A 23,426-nucleotide genomic window follows, 5' to 3' on the forward strand; every position below is an offset into this window, starting at 1 on the left:
TTTAAAGGAACTTAACCTATCTAGGAAGAATCTTTGCTTTATCATCCGAGAAGTTGCCTCGAATCATTCTGCATGTAGCCTTATTCCTTGATTTTGTCCCAATATGAGTTTTGAGAAGGATTGATGGAGAAGAGCAGCTCATAAATGCTTTCTTTCTCTTTCTGAGTGCCATGTTTCTGATAGATGTTAGCAAGCTCGTCCTTCTTATAGTCTGTCCAGATTTGTGGCAGCAGACTGAGCGGTCTGTCCGTACGTGCCTTCTTCAGATCCTGGAGCAGGGTGTTGGTGATTTCAGTTCTGCCTCGTTCCACATTATTCGCCATTTCATCGAGCCCTTTTCTGTAATAGTTGTATTGCAGCATTCTGAAAGGTTCCATGGCTCCGTCGAGATAATCGGAAATGATGGCGAACCGGTTTCTGTTGTCACTAAACGCTTTCCAGCCCGGAAAATCAAGATTCTGGGCGTTGTTGGTGAGGTTCATGCAACGTTGCAGAATGTCTTCACCACCTTTAGGTGCAAAACTATCAAGATCTAAACCGATGATGAGGTAAGCATAGTAGGCGAGCAGAGCCGTTAGCTGGTTGTCAATCCGCTCTTCGGTAAACTCCAGCTGATCGAACTCGGCAAACTTGAACGTGAAGTTTTCATCCACATTATTATATAAGGTGGACGTATAGGCTGAATTGTAGACGGGACGGTTGGCCTGGATGAGCGCCTTGCAGGTAAAGATATTCTGGTCTTTATCATACTTGCTTACCGTGATATTGAAGTTGCACACGATGCGCTCGTTCTTCCTGAATTGAAGATTCGTCCATTGCCTGTCGTTCACAAACTGCTCAAGAGTTTGCTGCAGATTATCGAATACCCGGTTTTCCGTGCCCTGAATCTGTGCATGGTTGATGGTAATCTTAGCCTGCAACTCCTGAGCGGCTGATGTGATGGGACTACAAGAGATGAGCCAGCTCGTTGATAATGTCGCGAGCCACTTCAGTTTTCGGTTTCTTCTCATATTCTTTCTTACCCTCTTCAGAAATAATCGTTATCTGGTTATCATCCGTACGGAATGTGGTTCCCGGATTGCGAGTAGAGTTAAGCACGATGAAATCGGCATTTTTCTTTTTGCGTTTTTTCTGTGCATTAGCCTCTTCATCGTTGGTTTCCAGGGCGAAAGCCACAATTCGCTGATGTTTTTGTTTCATTTTGCCAAGGGCTGCGGCAATATCGTGAGTAGGGACGAGGCGGAGTTCCAGATCATCTTTCTCGCGCTTGATTTTCCTGTCAGCAATCTCGCTTGGCTTGAAATCAGCAACAGCAGCACAGAGAATGGCTGCATCGGTAGAGGCAAAAGCTTTAGTGGCTGCCTGATACATTTCCTCGCAACTTTCTACATCGATGCGATGAATGGCTTCGGAACAGCTGAGCGAAACCGGACCTGCAACCAGCGTAACCTCAGCACCACGGCGGCAGCACTCTTCAGCAAGGGCAAAGCCCATTTTGCCGGAAGAATAATTACCGATAAAACGTACCGGGTCAATCTTTTCGTAAGTTGGTCCGGCTGTAATCATGATCTTCTTGCCTTTCAAATCGAGCTTATCGCTTTCTTTTTCCTTGCAGTTTTCTGATGCAGCTTCATCGGTCTCTGCATTCTGCTGAGCCTGTTCATCGAAGAATCTGTCAAGGCATTCTACGATAATATCAGGTTCTTCCATGCGTCCCTTTCCTTCCAGTCCGCTTGCCAGGAATCCCACTTCGGGTTCTATGATGTGATTTCCATAGCCCAGAAGTGTTTTCATGTTGGCTTGGGTAGAAGGATGCTTATACATGTCGAGGTCCATGGCTGGAGCGATGAAAACAGGCGCTTTCATCGACAGATAGGTTGTGATGAGCATGTTGTCAGCAATTCCGTGAGCCATCTTTCCCATGGTAGAGGCTGTGCAAGGAGCGATGAGCATGGCGTCGGCCCACAGACCTAAGTCTACGTGCGAATTCCAGGTTCCATCGCGCTGCGAGAAGAATTCGCTTACCACAGGCTTATGCGTAAGAGCTGAAAGCGTGATGGGAGTGATGAACTCCTTTCCTGCAGGCGTAATGACTACCTGCACTTCGGCTCCGCGCTTGATGAGACCTCGTATGATGAGGCAAGACTTGTAGGCTGCAATAGAGCCCGTAATGCCCAATACGATTTTCTTTCCTTTTAACATGAATTTTTCTAACTGTTAAGAAATAAATCCGAGTTTCGCAAGAGGTTTGTTCTTCAACCGCTTGCGAAAGTCCGGTAACAATTATTTTCCCATTCTCTTGTTGAATTCACGAAGGCGGATGCGGGTAAGTACCTGCTTGGTATTGTTGGTGAAATCGCTTCCCAAGACCCATGTAAAATAACCCGGATCTTTGGTCAGAATCTCAGCCACATCCCATCCTTTGTATTTGCCGAAGTTGAATACTTCGTGCTTCAAAGGATTTCCGTTCTCATCGTTTACAACGTTGCCCTGGGCGTCTTTTACCTCTTCCCAAACGATGCGTCCGGCGAAATCTACATTATCCTTCTGCTTAGAGAAATCGGCAAGTTCATCCATGTTGTTGTTGAGCACGCGCTCAGGTTCATCCTGCACGCCTGGAGCATACTTGTCGAGCTCGCCCATGAGCACGCGGTAAGTAGCCTCTGTATCCTGATCTGCACGATGAGCTTCGAAATCTTCCTCCATCTTTCTGCCGCAATAGAACTTGTAGGCAGCAGCCAGGTTACGGCGTTCCATCTTCATGAAGATGGTCTGCGCATCGATGAGACGGCACTTGTTGAAATCGAAGTCGATTCCAGCACGCAGGAATTCTTCTGCGAGCATAGGTACATCGAAGTGGTTGGAATTGTAGCCTGCGAAATCGCAACCTGTAAATTCCTTCTCTAATGTGGCAGCCAGCTGCTTGAAGGTTGGCGCATCTTTTACATCTTCGTTGCTGATGCCTGTAAGGGCAACTACTTCGGCAGGAATCTCCTTGCAAGGATTTACGTAGAGGTTCTTGCGGTCTTCAGTTCCATCAGGCATTACCTTGATGTAAGAAATCTGTATAATACGATCCTTGATCATGTCAAGACCCGTTGTCTCCAGGTCGAACACGATCAGAGGCTTTGTCAAATTGAGTTTCATTTTTGTAGAAATACTTTTCTTTTTGTTGTTTCAGAGAAAGCCCGTGCTCCTTTAGTCGTTAAGGAGCATAGGCATGATGAGCATCAGAATATCTTCGTTCTCAGGCTGTTCTGCTGGTACGATGATTCCGGCACGGCTTGGGTCTGCCAGCTGGATGATGATGTTGTCGCTGGTAAGATTGCTCAGAATTTCCATCAGACTGCTTCCCTTGAAGCCGATGCTGATAGGAGAGCCGTTGTATTCGCAAGACAACTGTTCCTTTGCAGATGTTGAGAAGTCAATATCCTCAGAAGAAACCTCGAAACGGCCTGACTCGATGTGGAAACGGATGAGCTGGCTGCTCTCGCTTGCAAATGGCAATACGCGGCGCAAAGCACTCTGCAAGCCTCTGCGGTCTACTGTAACCTCGTTAGGGTTGTTTGGAATGACAGAGTTGTAGTTAGGGTAGCGGCCATCAATCAGTCTGCATCTCATAACGCCGTCAGTAAACTGGATTTCTGCGCTTCGGTCATCAAACTTGATGATAGCGTCGTCGCCGTCTTTGCTCAGAATGTTCTTCAGCAGAGAAGCTGGCTTCTTAGGCAAGTTGAATGCTGAAGGAGATTCGCTCTTGATAGTGAAGTTCTTGCTGCGAACCAGCTTGTGACCATCGCTTGCTACGATAGCGAGAGCATCTGCTGTCAGGTCGAAGTAAATACCGTTCATGACAGGGCGCAACTCATCGTTGGCTGTAGCGAAGAGCGAGCGTGAAATGTTGTTAATCAGCATTTCTGTAGGCAAAGAAACGGTGGTGCAAGCATCGTTCATGCTCTGTGTGCGAGGATATTCCTCTGCGCTCTGACCTGTGAAGTTGTAAAGACCGTTCTGGTAAACAATCTTGATGGCAACGGCTTCTCCGGCAGCATCCACATCGAAGTGAAGAGGCTGCTCAGGCAGTTCCTTCAGCGCATCGAGGATAACGCGGTTAGGCACACAAAACTCACCTTCTCCATCGTGGTCGGTAAGAGCGAGTGTACTCTTGATGACATTATCACTATCGCTAGCCGTGATGCTCATTTCACCGTTAGCAACTTGGAAAAGGAAACAATCGAGGATTGGCAACGAATTCTTGCTTCCAATCACTTTTGCGAGCATGTTGAGCTTGCTGCTCAATGCAGAACTTGATACTGTAAATCTCATGAGTATTTTATTTAAATTTTATTTTGTTTTCTGTTTCACCTTAATTTAATTAGGCAATATCACCTAATTGAGCACAAAAATACAAAAAATATCGCTGATAAGCAAAAATAATTGGAGAAAAGTTCTAGTTTTTGAACTATTTTTAGTAATTTCGCAGTCAGAAAGAAAAAAACACCCTTTAAACAAAGGAAAAACTTTAAATATTATCATATGGAATTACAAGGAAAGGTTATTGCCGTTTTGCCTGAAAGAAGCGGCGTCTCTGCAAGAGGAGAGTGGAAAGCTCAGTCGTTCGTAATTGAAACCCACGAGCAGTATCCAAAGAAATTGTGCTTTGATGTTTTCGGAGCAGACCGTCTGGCTCAGTTCAACATTCAGAGTGGTGAGGAACTCCTGGTTTCTTTCGATATTGATGCTCACGAGTATCAGGGCCGTTGGTTCAACAGCATCCGTGCCTGGAACATCCAGCGTGTTGACCCTAACGCCGTAGCTGGTGCTATGGGCGGAATGCAGCCAGGTGCGTTTCCTCCAGTAGGTGCTCCTGTAGCTCCTGCTCAGCCAGCAGCTCCTGCTAATGGTGCAACTGCAGCATTCCCTCCAGTTCAGCCTGCAGCTCCTGCAGCAGAGGGTGGTAGCGCAGATGATCTTCCTTTCTAAAAACAGAAAAGTAAGATAAAAATAAGAGCACTTCGCCTGAGACTTTCTTCAGTCTCGGATGAAGTGCTCTTTTTTTATTCGTAATCTTATATTTCTTTTTATCAACAGTTTTCTATTCTCTGCGTCTCTTCTCAAAGAATTGTTTCGAAGCGGCAAAGAAGAGGAGAACGGAAGCTGCATTTTCTATAGCAACCATCCAGAATGTTCCGTTGTAACCGAAATGTTCTGCCACAACTCCGCCTAGCAGACAGCCGATTCCGAAGCCCAAATCCCATCCTGTAAGAATGCTGCTGTTTGCCGTTCCACGCTGGTCGTGACGAGCCACATTAATGAACATGTTGAGAAAGGCTGGGTAAAGATGACCGTTGCCCAGGCCGATGAGACAGGCAGAAAGATAATAGGCTACCGGGTGCTTGACGGCAACAAAGATGATGAAACCGACAAGCGAAAGCAGCATTCCTTCGGCCGCATTCTGGGTAAGTTTGCCCTGGCTCAAGGCTTTTCTGCCTTGCAGTCTTGAGAGGAACAGACCCATGGAAAGAAGGGCGAAATAAGTGCCCGTTCCACCCGTAATTCCGAGTTCCTCCTTGCTGTAGATTGCAAGATAATTGCTCAGAACGCCCCAGCAGAAACCGAACATGGCGATGTTGATGGCAAGGAGCCAGGCACGCGTCAGGAAGAAGCGGTCGAGAGAAAGCTTCTCCTTGTTCTTAACGATTTCCTTTTCGGGGAGGCGGATGGTTCCTGCAATCACAACTGAGGCTATCGCCACGATGAAAGCTATCCAGAAGAGAATCATGTAACTGTCTACCGCATTATGGAGATAGATTCCGATGGATGGAGCAATTGCCATGGCAAAATTGTTGCTCAGTCCGTAGAGTCCGATTCCTTCATTTCTCCTACTTGCCGGAAGAACGTCGATGGCGCAGGTGCTGTTGGCAACCGTTACTGCTCCGAATGGACCTCCGTGCAAGGTTCTGCAGATGGCAAACATCAGGATGGTGCTGGCTGCAATATAGCCGGCAAAGAAGATGGCGAAGGCCGAGAGACAGACCATCAGAACCTTCTTGCGCGAAAAGCTGTCAACCACATATCCGCTGAACGGACGAATGATGAGGGCGGCAACCGTATAGCCGCTCAGCACAATTCCAATCACATCTTTCGTGGCTCCAAAATTTTCGCTCAGATAGAGAGGGAGCAAAGGTGTGAGCAGATAGAAGGCGAAATACAACAGAAAGTTGGTAGTCATCACCTTGATGTAGTTTGTATTCCAAAGTTTCTCTTTCATCATTTTTTAGAGTTTATCCTCACTTTTAGAGTTTGTCCTCATTATTAGAGTTTGTCCGCCAGCCAGGCGTCGATGAGTTTTCGGGCGATGGAAAGTTTCTCTGGGAGAATAGGGAGATTCTCTTTCGTGAACCATTTACCACGAGAGAGTTCTTCTTTCTGAAGATGAATTTCTCCATCTACATATTCTGCCGAGAAGCCAATCATCAGACCGCTCGGATAAGGCCAAGGCTGGGAACCGAAATATTTCAAGTTCTTGATAGTCAGACCGGTTTCTTCCATTACTTCACGATGAACCGCCTCTTCCAGATTCTCGCCAGTCTCTACGAAACCAGCCACGAGACTGTCGAAATTTCCCTTGAAATTGCGAGCGTGTACCAGCAAGACCTGATCATCTTTCTTAATCAGAACGATGATGGCTGTGGCAAGCGAAGGCCAGACCTGTTTGCCGCATTCTGTACATTTCTTACTGATGTCGGTTGCCATTTTCATCGGAGCTCCGCAAACGCCGCAGAATTGGGTATTCATGTCCCAATAGTTGAGTTCCTGACACTTTCCTGCTTTCTGGTAAAGGGCGGAAGAGAGTTTGTAGAAACTAGGGCGCAAGCCGCACATTTCGTACTTCGGATTGCCGGTAACAGGCTCAGGAATGGTGAAGGTCTTCACCTCTGTTCCGTCTTCCATCGGAGTAATGTTGAGAATGTGAGTCCAAGGCTTTGTTGGGATTGGACTCTCTTCTGAACAAGGAATCGTATAGGTTCCGTCTTCTTTCTTTTCGAGCAAGAGATCAGTCTTACAAAATATAAACCAATACTTCATTCTTTATTTTGAACTTATTTACTTTTTTGCTTTGAACTTTATAATATGCTTTTCCAGAAGCGTTCCGAGGAACTATTTCTTCTTACCGAACAGCAATTCGAAATCGCGCTGGGCAGCTGGCTTAGTCCATGCTTCCGGCACAAACTTCCAGTTGTTGTTTGGTTTTGCATCAACCGTTCCCATCTTTTCAATTTCTTCCATCAGATAGTAGCGCTGGTCGAGCTTGCTGCGGTAGATGATTCGGCTGTCAAGACTGTCTTTCGGGATTCCGGCACCCTTGGTAAGGAGTTCGCCGCCGCCATTTCCACGATAGCTGTTAACGGCTACCTTGTACCATTTTTTCTCATCGAAAGGTTCGCCGTTGCTCATGCGTAGAATCTTCACCTTCTCGCCATCTGGCTTCGTTACGTCAACTTCGTAATCGATTCCCGCAGCACTATCAAAGTTGAACGAGAGATTCTTGAAACCGAGGCGTTGCTGGTCGCCAACGGTCTTCTCATCGAGCAGCAGGAGATGGTCGTCCGGGCTCTTCATGGTGTTCACCCAGAGGTCGTAACTCATTTCCAGATGCTTTCTGATTTCTTCGCCCGTCATGCGCATTACGTAGAGCTGATTCTCGTATTTATAGAGATTGAACATGTCGCTCACACAGATTGGGCCGGCTTTCAGAACCGCGTTGAACTGAAGGGGAGCGTTGAACGAAATGTCGGCTTTTGTAATCTGCAACTGGAGGTTGAGGATGAAATCGTTGAAGGCAGAACTGTCGAAGAACTGGTCGCGGCTGTAGATGGTAGTCTTGAAGTTGCCAATCTGCTTGCCCACATATTTCTTTACTTCTGCAATCTGAGGTTCGAAAGTCTTCATGAAATCCTCGTCGATAGGACAATCTGTCACATCCACAATCTTGCCTGTCACCTTTTTGTCAGTTACTACCAGCTGCTTCTTTCCGTTCACCTTTTTCTTGTTGAGGGTGAGGGTTATTTCAGCATCAGCCACGCTAATGGCGTTGTTGGCAGGATCCAGGCAAACCACCTGCTTTCCATCAGTATTGGTTACGGTTTCGTTGTCGCGCGTATGGTCGTGGCCGAAGAGAATGAGGTCGAAGCCCGGCACTTCTTTTGCCACCTTGATAGAGGCGTCTTCATCATATTCGGCAGTCTGAATGCCTCCGTCTTTTCCGCTGTGGAAGAGGCCGATGATAACATCCGGTTTTTCATTCTCCTGGAGATACTTCACCCATTTGCGGGCGTTTGTTACCATATTTTCAAATTTCAGTCCGCTCCAGAGATTCTCCGTGAGCCAGTTTGGAATGGCAGGAGTAATCATTCCCAAGACAGCCACCTTCACGCCTTCGCGGTTCAGGATGAGATAAGGCTTAACGTATGGCTCGCCTGTAGAAGTGCTGATGATGTTGGAACCAAGAACTGGGCAGTTGAGTTCTTTTATCCATTTGTCGTAAACTGGATGACCCGTTTCAACATCATGATTGCCAAACACTTGCGCATCATACTTCATGTAGTTGACCACATCGGCAGCCACGTTTCTAGCCTCTGTGTTTACATAATTATAATAATAACAGGTAGGCTGTCCCTGCAGAATATCGCCATTCTCCAAGAGGATGAGGTTATCCTTGTAGTCTTTTCGCAAATTATTGACGTAGGAAGAAACGCGCGCCAAGGTTCCTGCTTTTGGCTTACGGTTGATGAAATCGTAAGGGAAGAAAGAGCCGTGCACATCGCTTGTCTCTATCACTCTCAGTTTTACGGTACGTTGTTGTGCCATCGCTTGTGAATTGAAAGTTAGCGCCAGAAGAAGCGCAGCAAATAATTGTTTCATATTAATTAATGTATATCTTTTGAGTAATGAAAGCCCATCAGTTGAGCTCTGTTTCTTATTTTCTCTGCAAAAGTACAAAAAAGAACTTAAATAGGCATACTTTTTGTTGGATATTTTTTAAAAACTAAAAAATAGGAGGTTTTATAATATGGCATTTGTTGATTATTACAAGATTCTCGGCGTAGACAAGAACATTCCGCAGAAGGATGTGAGAGCTGCGTATCGTAAACGTGCAAAACAGTTTCACCCAGATTTGCACCCTAACGACCCGAAGGCGAAGGCTAAGTTCCAGGCGCTGAACGAGGCGTATGAGGTGATTTCTGACCCAGATAAGCGTGCTAAATACGACCAGTATGGCGAACAATGGAAGAATGCTGATGCATTCGGCGGTTTCGGCGGAGCTGGTGGCGCAGGCGGTTCCGGAAGCTATGGTGGAGCCGGTGGAAATCCATTCGAGGGTTTCGACTTCAGCCAGTTTGGCGGAGGCGGAGGTTTCTCCAGCTTCTTCGAAAATCTCTTCGGAGGTCGTGGCAGAAGCCAGCAGTCTGCTGATGGATTCGGTTCCGGCAATTTTGGCGGTTTTAATGGTTCTGACGGTTATGGTAGCGGCTTTAATGGGGCTGGCTACGGAGCTGGTGCTGATTTCGGTACTGGTGGTTGTGGCGGCGGTTGCGGCCAGAATGGTCGTGCCAATAACGGCGAAATGAACATGAATGTGAATATCGACCTTTATACGGCTCTGCTGGGCGGCGAAGGAATCATTAAATTGAGTAATGGTTCTAAAATCAAACTGAAGATTAAGCCGGAAACGCAGAATGGCACGAAGGTTCGTGTTCGCGGAAAAGGATACGACCGAGGTGACGGAACCTTTGGCGACCTGATGATTACTTACAACGTGAAGTTGCCAACCGGGTTGAATGATAAGCAGAAAGATTTGCTCCGTCAGATGAAGGATGCAAAGTAATTTCTAAAAGAAGGGAACGGGTTCTCGGACATGAGACCTTTCCCGAAACATGAAGGTAAAAAGAAACGCCCTGCAAGAAGGGAACATTCAGAAATGAAGTTCCTGGTCTTGCAGGGCGTTTTTTTATTCTATTTAATCTTGCAGGGCGTTTTTTATTCTATTCTGCGGCATTAATCTTCGACATGTTGAACGCAGAAATCTTGCCGTCTGGCGAAACGGTTGCGTTGATTTTGAAATGGTTGGTTTTCTTAGTACCATCGGTAAGCTGAACTTCCTCACGTGCTGAGAACTGAACCTGATATTCATAATCTTCGTCACCCACCTCGCGCTTCTTAATCTTATAATCGTTTGTGAGGAACCAGTTCAGGTTGGTCACATCTTCCTTATAAAGCTTATTCATAAAGGTAACAACATCTGCCTTGGTAGCAGAATTCTTACCCAGAAGCGAAGAGAGAATGTCCTCGCATGAAGCCTGCAAACCATCAGCATCGCGGGTATTGATGCTTTGGAAGAAATGGCGGAACAGACTGCTTACCATATCTTTCTCTTCTGGCTGCAAATCTCTGCTCTTGGCTTTCTTCATCGCATTCTCAGCCTCTTCGATATGGGAACCGTTAGCATGAGCGGCGAGATAAGCTTGGTAAGCTTCTACATTATCAGCATTCTTGGCCACATTCCAGTCGATGGAATCTATCTTGTTCAAAACTTCCTGCTTGTGCGGACTGTCTGGGTATTTGTCGAGATAAGCCTGCAGGGCCTCTTTCGAACCGCTTACTACGGCGTTGGTCCAGTCCTGATCCGTCTGTTTCAGAAGTTCGAGGTGAGCCATGATGGAATCACGATGCGCCTCGTCAGCATCTTTGTAAGTATCTAGGTAACTCTGCAGAACCATCGGGTCGCTACTCTGCATCGCATACTCGTAAGCTTCCAGTTCCTTATTCTTATTGGCGCTATCATAGAAATAGTAGAAAATGCCACAAACGAGGAAGGCGAAAATCAGAGAGATGATGATGACGCCACGGTTGCTTTTTTTCTTTTCCTGGGTTCCCTCGCCGTTTCCGCCGTTCTGAGAATTAGATTGCTGTGGGCGAACCGGAGGAACGGGTGGAGTAGGAGGTGTTGCTGTTCTGACAGGTGTCTGAGGACGAGCCTGCTGCCTGAGAGCGTCCTGTCTGAGAGCGTCCTGACGGCGGATTTCTTCTTGTCTGATTGCTTTCTGTCTGGCTGCGTTTTCTGCTTCTTGCTGCTGAGTCATAGAAGCCTGGCTGGCAGGAGTCTGCTGGCTCATTCCTGTCGGAGGCGTCATTCTTGTGAGCGAAGGATTCAGCTCATGGCAGTTAGGACACATTTCCAGGTTGCTGAAATAAATCTCGCCACAATTTGGGCATTTGGTAATTTTGCCTGCTATTTCTACTCCGCAACTAGGGCAGGTAGGTGCTTTATCGCTAATTTGGCGTCCGCATTCCGGACATTTTATAATTGCCATAATTCTATTTTGTGTTTATTAATTTACTTATATAATTCATGCTTCTCTACTTCCAGACCTTATCCACTCTTTACCTTGAAGCTAATCATAAAGTTCCAAGTTCAGGGTTCCAAGTACTATCGATGTCTGAATCTGATTTCCCTGAGCTTGTGGCGCCCCATGAAACGGCTTTTGTCAACATAGCCGTTTATTCCGTTGAGTCTGCCCTTACCCGTATATTGCCACATTTCGAAATCTCTACCATCGCGCAATACAGGGATGCGCTTCGTATACTGGGCAATCATCAGCTTGTAGCTGTCTAGCTTGCCCAGAAGATAGTTGTCATAGAAATTGGCTCCCGTATAGATGAGGGGTTTCTGCTTATATGCTTTCTCTACGAGATGCAGAAACTTGAAGAGCGAATCGCAGAATTCTTCTGTATTCATGCCGCTTTTCGTCTCCACATCAATCATAGGCAAGAGGTCCTGATCTCCCGGACGGCATTGGGCCTTGAAATTTTCCAGCTGCGTCTGCTGTGGGATGCGGGGTCTGTAGAAATGATAAGAACCTACTTTCATTCCGTAGCGATGAGCCAGGTCGATATTCTTCTTGTATTTGCTGTCGATGTTGGTTCCGCCCTCGGTAGCTTTCAGATAAACGTAAGCCATCTTAGAGTTGTCGCCCACGGTTTCCCAGAACACGTTGCCCTGATAATGACTCAAGTCGATGCCGTGAACGTGCCGACAAGTGTCTTCGCATTGCACCTGGGCATGGGCTCCCAAGGCAATAATGGATGCTATAATAGAGATAAATAATTTTTTCATAGATGCAAAGATACGAAAATCAGATGAAAATCGTACTACTAAGAGATTAATTTTATAGATATTTTACTCTTCGTCCTGATGAATCCCAGATTAACCCCTTCAATCCTTACTGAAATTTACTCTTCAATCTCAGATAATGAACGGAAGAAATTGTTCATGAAATTGCTCATGGTTTCTATCGGAGCGTATTGCAGATAGCGCATGCTGCGGCGCAGATTCTTGCGCATGGTTCCCCCCGTGGTGCGTACAAAGCCGCTGCTGGTCTGCTCAAACTGAATGGCCTGCTGGTCCATGATATTATAGTAGAGCGAACGGAGCGTCAGTTTGTAGGCGCCTCTTTCTATGTGATGAACGAACGGGATTTCGTCCTGTTCGAAATCGAAGAAGGTGATGAGCACGCTTCCTTCCAGCTGGGCGATGCGCTGGATGCGGAGCTTGGCAAGCCACTTCTCCAGTTTCACGAAATCTACCTTGTCGCCTCGGGTTCTCAGGTAGTCTCCCAACTGGATGATTCCTCTGAGATTGATTCCGTTAGCCAACATTCCATTTACGTTTGCCACGATGATGCGCAGCAAATAAATGGTCTCGATAGAGGTATCGATGGCGTGGCGTTCATCTTCCTGAATCTTGCTGAGCCGTCGGTTCAGAAAACCGTTGTTCATCTTCACCTCTCCGGCAGGAACATCATTCACGTTCTTGAGCATCTGAGCTATCTTTTTCTTCTTAAAGGTAGTCATCGGTTCCATTTCTTCCTTGATGCCGAAGTTGTCGGCACGGAGCTTAGTAAAAAGGTTGCGCTGAAGAAAATTCATATGCCTTGTTCTTATTAATAGTCAATAATAAAGTTTTGTTCTTCCTGTCAAGAAATCTCTAACGCAGAAGGAGACCCTCCTCTGATTTTTAGAAGTCTTCCTAACTGTATCTCTTAGGATAGCGCAAGAGGATGGCCAGCAGGGCTGCCACACCTATCGCCAGCGGATAGTAGAGATAAGGAAGAATGTCCATCGGACTGAGATTGGCCAGACCGGCTGCCAGGAGCATCTGCACGCCATAAGGAATCAATCCCTGAACCATGCATGAGAAGGTGTCGAGAATGCTGGCTGCCTTGCGGTTGTCTACGCCAAACCGGTCGCCTATCTTTTTTGAAATATTTCCTACTGTCAGAATCGCTACCGTATTATTTGCCGTACAGATGTTTACCATCGAAACGAGGGCGGCGATAGAAAGTTCGGCTCCACGCTTGCTGTTTACGTGGGCTGTAATCTTGTTGATGATGAAATCGATTCCGCCGTTTTCGCGGATGATTTCGAGCATACCACCTGCCATCATGGCGATGATAATGAGTTCGCCCATGCCGATAATGCCGTTGCCCATGGCTGAGAACCAGCCAAAGAGGTCGTAGCTTCCGGAGGCACCCAGAAGATGACTGCCTATGCCGATGGCGCCACAGAGTAGGGTGCCCAGAGTGAGAACAGCCATTACATTCATGCCGGCAATAGCGGTAATGAGGACGGTGAGGTAAGGCAATACTTTCATGTATTCTACCTCGTTGATGTGGGTTGGGGCCTGAAGACCGACTCCCATGACAGAATAGGCGATGAGTACGAGTACGGCGGCCGGAACCACAATCATGGAGTTGACCTTGAACTTATCGCTCATCTTGCAGTTCTGCGTCTGCGTAGCAACAACTGTCGTATCGGAGATGAACGAGAGGTTGTCGCCGAAATAAGCGCCACCTACGATGATGGCGGTCATCATGCCTACGTTAGCATCCATCGAGTGGGCCAGTCCGGCGGCTATCGGAACCAGAGCCACTACGGTTCCTACACTTGTTCCGATGGATACGGAGATAAAGCAGGCAGCCAGGAAGAGTCCTGGCAGAATCATGCTGGCTGGCAGGATGCTGAGCGCCAGGTTGACGGTTGCATCAACGGCTCCCATCGCCTTGGCTGATGCGGCAAACGAGCCAGCCAGCACGTAAATCCAGAGCATGAGCATCAGGTTGTTGGCGCCGGCACCCTTGCTGTATGTGTCCACTCGTTTCCTGACAGGCATTCCGCCGGAAATAGCCACGGCATAAATGCTCGAAATCATGAACGCTACTGTGAGCGAGAGGCTGGTGTCCTGATGGCTGCTGTCTACCGAATATACGGTAAAAGCCACGATGAGGACAATCAGCAAAAATAATGGCGACAACGCCAGCAAACCTTTTTTATTACTCATACTTCTTTTTTCTTTTTAATTAAAGAGTTACTCCATTCTTGAAGATGGAGATTTCACGATAGCCATTATACTCGTTGCGAGCCTCCTCGCCACTTGCTACGGCTATAATCTTATCAATAAACTTGCTTACCAAGTCTTTCATTTCTACACCTTCTACCAGAGCGCCGGCGTTGAAGTCAATCCAGTTTGGCTTGTTCTTGGCCAGATTGCTGTTGGTAGAAATCTTCATCGTTGGCACGAAGGTTCCGAATGGGGTTCCGCGACCTGTGGTGAAGAGAACGAGCTGGCAACCTGCTGAAGCCAGAGCTGTGGCTGCAACAAGGTCGTTACCTGGAGCAGAAAGCAGGTTCAAACCGGTTGTCTCCAGACGGTCGCCATACTGGAGCACGCCGCTTACCGGAGCACGGCCGCACTTCTGGGTGCAACCCAAAGCCTTATCTTCGAGGGTTGAGATACCACCAGCCTTGTTACCTGGAGAAGGGTTCTCGCCAACCGGTTCACCATGGCTCAGGAAGTACTCCTTGAAGTCGTTAATCAGGTGAACGGTCTTGTCGAAGAGTTCCTTATTTTCGCAACGGTTCATCAGAATGGTTTCTGCGCCAAACATTTCCGGTACCTCTGTCAGGATGCTTGTACCGCCCTGAGCTACGAGCCAGTCGCTAAATTCACCTACCAATGGGTTGGCTGTAATTCCGCTGAAGCCGTCAGAACCGCCACACTTCAAACCTACGCGCAGTTTGCTTACCGGAACTTCCTCGCGCTTGTCTTCCTTAGCCAGGGCATAGAGGTTGCGCAGAATCTTCATGCCTTCCTCTAGCTCATCGCCTTCAACCTTCTGTGTTACAAGAAGTTTGATGCGGTCGTGATCATAGTCGCCAAGCATCTTCATGAAATCATCTGGCTGGTTGTTCTCGCAGCCGAGCGAGAGAACGAGCACGGCACCTGCGTTTGGATGCAGACAGATATCGCGAAGCACCTTGCGGGTATTCTCATGGTCACCCGAGAGCTGTGAGCAACCGAAGTTGTGGTGCCATGCGTGGATGGCGTCGATGCCTTCGCAGCCTGTTTCTTTCTTGAGGAGTTCTACCAGTTTCTCAGCCACGCCGTTAACGCAGCCCACGGTAGGAACTACCCATACTTCGTTTCTTACGCCTACTTCGCCATTCTTGCGAACGTAGCCCATGAAGGTGCGGTTTTCCTTAGCGATGTTCAACTGCTCCTCTACCGGGTTGTAGGTATATTCGAGTGTACCTGCCAGATTGGTCTTGAGGTTGTTCTCGTTAACCCATTCGCCCGCCTTGAGGCTGGTCTTTGCGTGACCGATAGGGTAGCCATACTTCAGGATGTCTGTACCCTCGGCAGCATCGTTGATGAGCACCTTGTGTCCTGCAGGAGTATCCTGCAATAATGTGATGGTCTTGCCATCTACTTCAATCGTTTCACCCTTCTTCATAGGGCGCAAGCAAACCACTACCGAGTCGGCAGGGTTAATCTTGATAAAACTTGATTGTTCCATACGTAGTCTGTCTTTTATTTATTGTTTATAATTTATAATGTTCCTGTATGAATTGTCTTCCATGCGGAAACCCTGTTCTGCCCGATAGCCTTAGAGCTGGGTTCTGCGATAGAAATCTACGTTTTCCTTCATCAGCAGCTCGATAGGCATATAGTTTACCGGCGTAACTTTCTTCTTCAGCACGATGGCCTGGAAGAGCGTGTCTACGCAGGAGTAACCCTGCATGTAGGCGTGCTGGGCGATGAGGAAGGAGATGCTTCCTTCGCGCAGACAGCGGGCATTTTTCTCTACCATATCATAGCCCATGATCTGAACGTCGCGGCGGTTGGTTTTCAGCAGGAAGTCGCCCACGATGTGCGCCTTCGAAGTCATGGTGATGCAATGGTGGATGTTCGGATGCTCGGCAAAGAACTTCTCCAGCATTTTGACGAATTCTGCACGTGTGCCGCTCAACGGCAGGTCGAGCATGGTAATCTTCACGTTAGGGAAGTGATCGTGCATGTAATGGCGGAATCCTACCTCTCGGTTATCCTGCTGCTTGCTGACCACTCTTCCGTCTTTGGTTTGCCTCATGAGCAGGATTTCATCTTCCTTTGCGGCAAGCATCATCAGCATCTTGGCTGAGAAGAACCCCGAACAGAACGAATCCTGGCCGAAGAAAGAGAGCGGACGCAGATCGGGCATGTAGGAGTCGAGCAGGATGAATGGGATGCTTTTGTGATGCAACGCCTCGGTAAACTCGCGGGTTACATCGAGCGATGAAGGCACCACGATAACTCCTTCCGGACTGGCCTCAAGAATCTTGTTGCCTTCTTCGCGGAACGATTCCTCGGTGGAACGCTCATAGAAACGAATCTCTACATCGATATGGAAGTCACGTCGGGTATCTTCACATTTTTTTGCGCCTTCCTCTATTTCCTCCCAGTAAGCCTCCGATTCATGTTTCGGAATCAGTAGGTAGAAGGTATAGGATTTGTTGTAAGCCAGAGCGCTGGCGTACACATTAGGCTGATAATTCATTTCCTTGAGGGCTTTCTCGACCTTGTCGCGTGCAGGTTTCGACACGTTTGGACGGTCGTGCAGAACTCGGTCTACGGTTCCAACGGATACGCCAGCTCTCTCGGCAATATCCTTGATTCTGATTTTTTCGGCCATTGTTTTTTAGCATTACGGGTCTGGTTGCCTCGCGTGTACTTATTATATAAGGAGCCTCTCCTGGGGGCTACGATAGATAAAACGTCGCAGGTACTTCCAAGCTGTGCACAGACCACAATTAGTATTAAGCAATTCTGTTGTGTGCGACCACAAGTACGAATTTTGCCGCAAATATACAACAATTTTTTGAATTGTGCGAAGACACAGCAACTTTTTTGCACGAAAAACAAAAAAAAATGCGATTTTATTTCGTTATTCGAGAAATTATGGTTATTTTTGCCCTCGAAATTGAACGACAACTGATAATTGAACTTCATTTCTCTACTGAAAAGTGGAATTTAATTTGTTACTCATAACAAACAAAATAAAAACAAAAAAATTAAAACTATCAAACATGGCAAAAATTGTAACATTAGGCGAGATCATGCTTCGTTTATCACCAGAAGGCAATGATCGTTTCATTCAGAGTGAATCACTTCGCATCATCCCTGGTGGTGGTGAGGCTAACGTAGCTGTAAGCTTGGCTAACTATGGTCATGATGCTTACTTCGTATCTAAACTCCCTAAGCACGAGATCGGTCAGATTGCTGTCAACGGTCTCCGTCGTTACGGCGTTAATACAGAGTTCATCGCTCGTGGTGGCGACCGCGTAGGTCTCTACTATGCCGAGACTGGTGCTTCTATGCGCCCATCCAAGGTAATCTACGACCGTGCACACAGCGCAATTGCTGAGGCAGATCCATCTGATTTCGATTTCGACAAGATTATGGAGGGTGCCCAGTGGTTCCATTGGAGCGGTATTACTCCAGCTATCAGCGACAAGGCTGCTGAGCTTACCAAGTTGGCTTGTGAGGCTGCTAAGCGTCACGGCGTAACTGTTTCTGTTGACCTCAACTTCCGCAAGAAGCTCTGGACTTCAGAGAAGGCTATCTCTGTTATGCGTCCTCTGATGAAGTATGTTGATGTTTGTATCGGTAATGAGGAAGATGCTCAGCTCTGCCTGGGCTTCAAGCCAGATGCTGACGTAGAGGGCGGTAAGACTGATGCTGAGGGTTACTACGGAATCTTCAAGGGCATGATGGAGGAGTTCGGATTCAAGTATGTTGTTTCTACTCTCCGCGAATCTCTCTCTGCTACACATAACGGCTGGAAGGCTCTTATCTATGATGGTAAGGAGTTCTATCAGAGCAAGCACTACGACATCAACCCTATCATCGACCGCGTTGGTGGTGGCGACTCTTTCTCTGGTGGTCTGATCCACGGTCTTCTTACTAAGGAGACTCAGGGCGAGGCTCTTGAGTTTGCGGTAGCTGCTTCTGCTTTGAAGCATACTATCCCTGGCGACTTCAACCTGGTATCTGCTGACGAGGTAGAGAGCCTGGCTGGCGGTAACGCTAATGGTCGAGTTCAGAGATAATTATAGTTTAAAGTTTATAGTTTATAGTTGATAGTTTATAGGCAGTCTTGCTTACGGCGTAGCTCTTATAAACTATAAACTATTCATTATTAATTCATATAAGATAATGGCAAAGTTTAGCAAAATGCAGGTTATGGCAGCCATGAAAGAGACTGGTATGGTACCTGTTTTCTTCAACAAGGATGTTGAAATCTGCAAGAACGTCATCAAGGCTTGTTACGAGGGTGGCGTACGTGTTTTCGAGTTTACTAACCGTGGTGACTTCGCTCACGAGATTTTCGGAGAGTTGGTAAAGTGGGCCGACAAGGCTTGCCCTGAGATGATCTTGGGTGCAGGTACAGTTGTTGATGCCGGTACAGCTTCTCTCTATCTCCAGCTCGGCGCTAACTTCATCGTAGGTCCTAACTTCAACCCAGATATTGCTCCAGTTTGCAACCGTCGTCTGGTTCCTTATTCACCAGGTTGCGGTTCTGTAACTGAAATCAATAATGCTCAGGCTGCCGGTTGCGACGTAACTAAGGTATTCCCAGCAGGTAACGTAGGCGGTCCTTCATTCGTCAAGAACGTAATGGCACCTTTGCGTTGGAGCAACATCATGGTAACAGGTGCCGTAGAGCCAACAGAGGAGAATCTTACTCCTTGGATCAAGGCTGGCGTTCTCTGCGTAGGTATGGGCTCTAAGCTCTTCCCTAAGGAGACTGTTGCTGCTGGCGACTGGGCTGCCATCACAGCCAAGTGTCAGGAGGCTCTCGGTTACATCGCGAAGGCTCGCGCTTAATTTAGAGACTATTTTTCATCTAGATGCAAATTTCAGCATCTTTCTTTTTCATGTCGCCATCATCACTTCTGGTGGTGGCGACTCTTTTTCTTTCAGCTTGTTCTCCTGCGAATAAGGCAAGGGTAGATGAGCTGAACGAGCAATCCTATGCTTATCATTATCGCAACCTCGATTCAACTAAAGTGCTGGCTGAGAGGGCTTTGAAGCTTTCAGAAGATTATTCCTCAGGCCGTGCTGAAGCCTATAACAACCTTGCCTTTGTCTGTATAGCCAAGATGGATTACAAGGGTGCCAAGGGATGGCTGAGGAAAGTTGAAGAGGAGAGCGATAATCAGATAGAACTCGCTATTGCCGATGTTCAGAACATGCGACTCTGCCAGAGAGAATCGCACAACAAAGATTTTTATGCTTATCGCGAAAAGGCGATGAGGCGTTTGCGCAGAATTCGCGAAGAGGTGAATTCCATGCCCCCGAGAGAAAGCAAACGCGTGATTTATGCGAAATCTGAATTCAGTATTGTTGCCGCCACCTATTTTTATTATGTGGGCTTAGACGAGCCGATGCTTCAGGAGCTTAACCGTCTGGACCCAGATGAGCTGGAACAGGATTCGGCACAATATCTCAACTATCTTTATAATATAGGTTCGGGCGGAGCTATCGTCAAGGAAACCGAAAACGAAATCAATCAGGCGGAATTTGACCGGCTGATCAGCTGCTACATGCTGGCTAGCGACCCTGCCCATCCTTATCCTTACTGGCAGGCTAACGCCCTGCAATCTATTAGCGAGCACCTCAGAAAAGGAGAGGTGAGCGATTTCCTCATACGCAACAACCTGCCTGCCTTCCAGTATCTCAACATCGAGCAGATGCCAAACAATCTGCTGGCAGGCAACTTTGCCCAGCGTGCCCTCAACATCTTTTCGAGCTACGGAGATGTTTATCAGACTGCCGGAGCCAACCGTACGCTGGCTGAATGTTTCTGGGATATCCATGATTATTCTTCGGCGCTCGACTGCCTGAATCATGCCCTGAACGACAACAAGGCGATAGAGCAGGCACCCGATCTCGTAGCGTCGATACGTGAAAGACTCTGCCTGGTTTATTCGGCTATAGACGATAAGCAGCAGAGCGATTACAACCGCAATATCTATCTGGATTTGCAGGACCGTTCGCGTCAGGATCGCCAGCTTGAAGCACGTGCGGCTGCGCTCGACGAAAACGCCCGGCAGCTCAACCTGATGATTGCTGCCGTGGTGGCGATGATTGTGCTCGTGGTGGTTCTGCTCTACGTTTTCGACCACATGAAACGCAAGAAGATGAAGAACCAGTCGATGGATGAACTGCTTGCACCTTTGCGTGAGTGGAGCGAGAATAACACTAAGAAAATCAAAGAATTAAAAGATAAGCAGGAGGAAGTTCAGGATGAACTGAACGTAACCCGACTGCACATCGAAGAAAACAAGAAACGCAATCTGGAACAAAGGGCTAAGATTTCGCTCGTAAACAGCATTACGCCTTTCATCGACCGCATGATTCACGAGGTAAACCGACTCTCCGAAGGGGGCGAAAGCGATGAGGTGCGGCAGGAACGTTACCAGTATATCGCCGAACTCACGGATAAGATTAACCAATATAACAACGTGCTTACGGAGTGGATTCAGATGCGCCAGGGCTCACTCAACCTGCGTATCGAAAGTTTCCCGCTCCAGCAGCTTTTCGATATTGTAAGCAAGGGCAAGATGAGCTTCCAGATGCAGGGCGTGAAACTCGATGTAGAACCTACAGATGCCGTGGTCAAGGCCGACCGCATCCTTACGCTCTTCATGATCAATACCATAGCCGATAACGCCCGCAAGTTTACACCTGAAGGCGGAAAGGTAACCATTAGCGCCAAGGTTTCTGACTTAGTGGAAATCAGCATCTCAGATACCGGAAAGGGTATGGACGAGGAGCAGCTGGCGCATGTCTTCGACCGGACCTATACGGGCGGTCACGGCTTCGGACTGCTCAACTGCAAGGGCATCATCGAGAAATATAAGAAGGTGAGTTCGCTCTTTGCCGGCTGTCAGATTAAGGCAGAAAGCAAGTTGGGCGAGGGGAGCCGCTTCAGTTTCCGTCTGCCTAAAGGCATCGCCCGCCGAACCCATCAGCTGCTGGGCATCTTCATCATGCTCTTCGTGCTGCTGTCGGCTTCGGTCCAGCCTTGTGAGGCAAAGAAGACCAACGGCATCCGCCAGCGCCACAATCATCTCAAGACGAACGTAGATGCCAATCTCCAGCGTGCCGACGATTTTGCAGATAGCGCCTACTTCAGCAATATCAACCGTACCTACCAGCGTACCCTGGCCTTTGCCGATTCTTCGCGCCATTATCTCAACGCGTTCTATCTGTCGAAATATCCCGACGGCAAGTATCTCATGGTGGCTCATCCGGAGGTGGGAATGGCGGCAGAACTCTTCTGGATACGCTCCGGACTGCCAACCAATTATCACGTCATCCTGGACCTGAGAAACGAGTGTGCCGTGGCTGCCCTGGCGTTGCACCAATGGTCGCTCTACCAAAGCAACAACAAGGTTTATACCCAACTGTTCCGCGAGATAAGTGCTGATAATACGCTCGATAATTACGTGCACACGATGCAGCAGAGCGAGAACTCGAAGACCGTGGCCGTGGTGCTGCTCATCCTGTTGCTGCTGCAGTTGCCGCTGGCTTATTATCTGCTCTATTACCGCCACGTGCTGAGCTACCGGTTTGCCATGATTGAACAGACCAAGGCTAAGCGAACCGACGAGGCTGAGCAGGAATCCCTGAAACTGGAGCTGCTGACCGATGAGCTGCATAGGGCAGAATATGAGAACGATAAGCTTCATATCTCCAATTCCGTGCTCGACAACTGTCTGTCTACGCTCAAGCACGAAACGATGTATTATCCGTCGCGCATCCGCCAGCTTATCGATTCGCAGCCCGATGATGTAGATTCGCTCAAGGAACTGGTAGATTATTATAAATCGCTCTATTCTCTGCTCAGCGCCCAGGCGATGGAGCAGGTAGAAGGCAACATCAAGGCGGATGATTTCCTGAACCGCTATCTTGTTTCTCTGATGCGCGGCAATTCCAAGGATTACCATACCGGAGTGGCTGAGATTCCGGGTACTGCCTACGTGAGATATTGGATTGACCAGCAGGATGTGGCCTATGATGCTGCGCTCCATGCCCAGCTCTTCACCCCTCTGACGGGCGATTTGCGCTATCTCCTGTGCCGGCAGATTGTGAGGGAACTGGGCGAGATTACCAATCTGCGCGGCTGCGGCATCAAGGCCTGCCAGAGCGATAAGGGTTGCCTCAGGATAGAGGCCGTGCTGCCGGCACGCATCAAATGGAAAAGTTTAAAGTCATAAGAAAATAAAAATATCAGAAAATGGAAAATTTTAAAGTCATCATAGTAGAAGACGTGCCCCTGGAACTGAAGGGCACAGAGGGTATCTTCAAGAATGATATTCCCGAGGCTGAAATCATCGGTACTGCCGAGAGCGAAATAGCCTATTGGAAACTCATCAAGCAGCAGTTGCCTGATCTGGTTCTGCTCGACCTCGGACTGGGCGGTTCCACCACGGTAGGCGTAGAAATCTGCCGCCAGACCAAGGAGCAGTATCCTGACGTGAAGGTGCTCATCTTTACAGGAGAAATTCTGAACGAAAAACTCTGGGTAGATGTGCTCGATGCGGGCTGCGACGGCATCATTCTGAAGAGTGGCGAACTCCTTACGCGTGGCGATGTGGCGAGCTGCATGGGAGGTAAGAAACTGGTGTTCAACCAGCCTATCCTTCAGAAGATAGTAGACCGTTTCAAGCGGAGCGTAAACAGCCAGCTGATGCGTCAGGAGGCTCTGGTGAATTATGAGATTGATGAGTATGACGAGCGTTTCCTGCGCCATCTTGCGCTGGGTTACACCAAGGAGCAGATTACCAACCTGCGCGGAATGCCTTTCGGCGTAAAGAGTCTGGAGAAGCGACAGGCAGAACTGGTTCAGAAACTCTTCCCTGACGGCAACCACGGCATGGGCATCAACGCCACCCGCCTGGTGGTAAAAGCCTGCGAGCTCCGCATCCTGGATATCGACCATCTGCAGGCAGATGAAGAATAATTCGTTTCAATAAGT

General features: G+C 48.0%; 19 protein-coding genes. 6 read left to right on the forward strand and 13 right to left on the reverse strand.

Features of this window, described 5'->3' with window-relative positions:
- Positions 1 to 80: 80 nt before the first annotated feature.
- The 4 genes from NNC77_RS10180 to dnaN form a co-directional block, all read right to left on the reverse strand.
- Positions 81 to 1,010, reverse strand: coding sequence for a DUF4835 family protein (locus NNC77_RS10180; protein ID WP_082231212.1), 930 nt, complete (start codon positions 1,008 to 1,010; stop codon positions 81 to 83).
- Positions 946 to 2,202 carry a bifunctional phosphopantothenoylcysteine decarboxylase/phosphopantothenate synthase gene (locus tag NNC77_RS10185; RefSeq protein WP_153080250.1) on the reverse strand — a complete coding sequence of 419 codons (1,257 nt, stop codon included), beginning with the start codon at positions 2,200 to 2,202 and terminating at the stop codon, positions 946 to 948. Before NNC77_RS10185 ends, NNC77_RS10180 begins: the two co-directional genes overlap by 65 nt.
- 81 nt (positions 2,203 to 2,283) lie before the next feature.
- Positions 2,284 to 3,147: a 3'-5' exonuclease gene (locus NNC77_RS10190; protein WP_022120655.1), complete on the reverse strand. Its 864-nt coding sequence runs from the start codon at positions 3,145 to 3,147 to the stop codon at positions 2,284 to 2,286.
- A gap of 51 nt (positions 3,148 to 3,198) precedes the next feature.
- Positions 3,199 to 4,326: a DNA polymerase III subunit beta gene (gene dnaN / locus NNC77_RS10195; RefSeq protein WP_022120654.1), complete on the reverse strand. Its 1,128-nt coding sequence runs from the start codon at positions 4,324 to 4,326 to the stop codon at positions 3,199 to 3,201.
- Between the two features lie 210 nt (positions 4,327 to 4,536).
- On the opposite strand from dnaN, the gene NNC77_RS10200 reads away from it, so the two are divergent.
- Positions 4,537 to 4,983: a DUF3127 domain-containing protein gene (locus NNC77_RS10200; protein ID WP_117727805.1), complete on the forward strand. Its 447-nt coding sequence runs from the start codon at positions 4,537 to 4,539 to the stop codon at positions 4,981 to 4,983.
- Between the two features lie 112 nt (positions 4,984 to 5,095).
- On the opposite strand, the gene NNC77_RS10205 is transcribed toward NNC77_RS10200, so the two are convergent.
- The 3 genes from NNC77_RS10205 to NNC77_RS10215 all read right to left on the reverse strand — a co-directional run bounded on the left by NNC77_RS10205 (position 5,096) and on the right by NNC77_RS10215 (position 8,925).
- The gene (locus NNC77_RS10205; protein ID WP_254986879.1) at positions 5,096 to 6,271 is read right to left on the reverse strand and encodes an MFS transporter; all 1,176 of its coding nucleotides are present in this window, start codon (positions 6,269 to 6,271) and stop codon (positions 5,096 to 5,098) included.
- A gap of 44 nt (positions 6,272 to 6,315) precedes the next feature.
- Positions 6,316 to 7,089: an NAD(+) diphosphatase gene (gene nudC / locus NNC77_RS10210; RefSeq protein ID WP_254970784.1), complete on the reverse strand. Its 774-nt coding sequence runs from the start codon at positions 7,087 to 7,089 to the stop codon at positions 6,316 to 6,318.
- A 72-nt stretch (positions 7,090 to 7,161) separates the two neighbouring features.
- Positions 7,162 to 8,925: a bifunctional metallophosphatase/5'-nucleotidase gene (locus NNC77_RS10215; protein WP_254970785.1), complete on the reverse strand. Its 1,764-nt coding sequence runs from the start codon at positions 8,923 to 8,925 to the stop codon at positions 7,162 to 7,164.
- Positions 8,926 to 9,073: 148 nt separating this feature from the next.
- On the opposite strand from NNC77_RS10215, the gene NNC77_RS10220 reads away from it, so the two are divergent.
- Positions 9,074 to 9,889, forward strand: a complete 816-nt coding sequence (locus tag NNC77_RS10220) for a J domain-containing protein (RefSeq protein WP_254970787.1) — start codon at positions 9,074 to 9,076, stop codon at positions 9,887 to 9,889.
- Between the two features lie 157 nt (positions 9,890 to 10,046).
- On the opposite strand, the gene NNC77_RS10225 is transcribed toward NNC77_RS10220, so the two are convergent.
- The 6 genes from NNC77_RS10225 to NNC77_RS10250 all read right to left on the reverse strand — a co-directional run bounded on the left by NNC77_RS10225 (position 10,047) and on the right by NNC77_RS10250 (position 17,072).
- A complete protein-coding gene (locus tag NNC77_RS10225; RefSeq protein WP_254970792.1) occupies positions 10,047 to 11,375 on the reverse strand; it encodes a zinc ribbon domain-containing protein in 1,329 nt (442 codons plus the stop codon).
- A gap of 116 nt (positions 11,376 to 11,491) precedes the next feature.
- Positions 11,492 to 12,178 carry a GH25 family lysozyme gene (locus NNC77_RS10230; protein WP_217326318.1) on the reverse strand — a complete coding sequence of 229 codons (687 nt, stop codon included), beginning with the start codon at positions 12,176 to 12,178 and terminating at the stop codon, positions 11,492 to 11,494.
- A 116-nt stretch (positions 12,179 to 12,294) separates the two neighbouring features.
- Positions 12,295 to 12,990 carry a hypothetical protein gene (locus NNC77_RS10235; protein WP_118080082.1) on the reverse strand — a complete coding sequence of 232 codons (696 nt, stop codon included), beginning with the start codon at positions 12,988 to 12,990 and terminating at the stop codon, positions 12,295 to 12,297.
- A 100-nt stretch (positions 12,991 to 13,090) separates the two neighbouring features.
- Complete coding sequence (locus NNC77_RS10240) at positions 13,091 to 14,401, reverse strand: Na+/H+ antiporter NhaC family protein (protein WP_117694173.1); 1,311 nt, start codon at positions 14,399 to 14,401, stop codon at positions 13,091 to 13,093.
- A gap of 19 nt (positions 14,402 to 14,420) precedes the next feature.
- Entirely contained in the window at positions 14,421 to 15,917 is a 1,497-nt protein-coding gene (locus tag NNC77_RS10245; protein WP_254986880.1) for a UxaA family hydrolase, read from the reverse strand.
- 90 nt (positions 15,918 to 16,007) lie between these two features.
- Positions 16,008 to 17,072 carry a LacI family DNA-binding transcriptional regulator gene (locus NNC77_RS10250; RefSeq protein WP_254970795.1) on the reverse strand — a complete coding sequence of 355 codons (1,065 nt, stop codon included), beginning with the start codon at positions 17,070 to 17,072 and terminating at the stop codon, positions 16,008 to 16,010.
- Positions 17,073 to 17,466: 394 nt separating this feature from the next.
- Between NNC77_RS10250 and NNC77_RS10255 the strand changes: the two genes are divergently transcribed.
- The 4 genes from NNC77_RS10255 to NNC77_RS10270 all read left to right on the forward strand — a co-directional run bounded on the left by NNC77_RS10255 (position 17,467) and on the right by NNC77_RS10270 (position 23,411).
- A complete protein-coding gene (locus NNC77_RS10255) occupies positions 17,467 to 18,489 on the forward strand; it encodes a sugar kinase (protein ID WP_118085816.1) in 1,023 nt (340 codons plus the stop codon).
- Positions 18,490 to 18,595: 106 nt separating this feature from the next.
- The gene (locus tag NNC77_RS10260; RefSeq protein WP_006846600.1) at positions 18,596 to 19,267 is read left to right on the forward strand and encodes a bifunctional 4-hydroxy-2-oxoglutarate aldolase/2-dehydro-3-deoxy-phosphogluconate aldolase; all 672 of its coding nucleotides are present in this window, start codon (positions 18,596 to 18,598) and stop codon (positions 19,265 to 19,267) included.
- Between the two features lie 23 nt (positions 19,268 to 19,290).
- The gene (locus NNC77_RS10265; protein WP_254986881.1) at positions 19,291 to 22,665 is read left to right on the forward strand and encodes a sensor histidine kinase; all 3,375 of its coding nucleotides are present in this window, start codon (positions 19,291 to 19,293) and stop codon (positions 22,663 to 22,665) included.
- A gap of 20 nt (positions 22,666 to 22,685) precedes the next feature.
- Complete coding sequence (locus tag NNC77_RS10270; protein ID WP_006846602.1) at positions 22,686 to 23,411, forward strand: DUF5932 domain-containing protein; 726 nt, start codon at positions 22,686 to 22,688, stop codon at positions 23,409 to 23,411.
- Positions 23,412 to 23,426 lie beyond the last annotated feature (15 nt).

The organism is Segatella copri, assembly GCF_024330485.1.
In the GTDB taxonomy this organism is placed as follows: domain Bacteria; phylum Bacteroidota; class Bacteroidia; order Bacteroidales; family Bacteroidaceae; genus Prevotella; species Prevotella copri_L.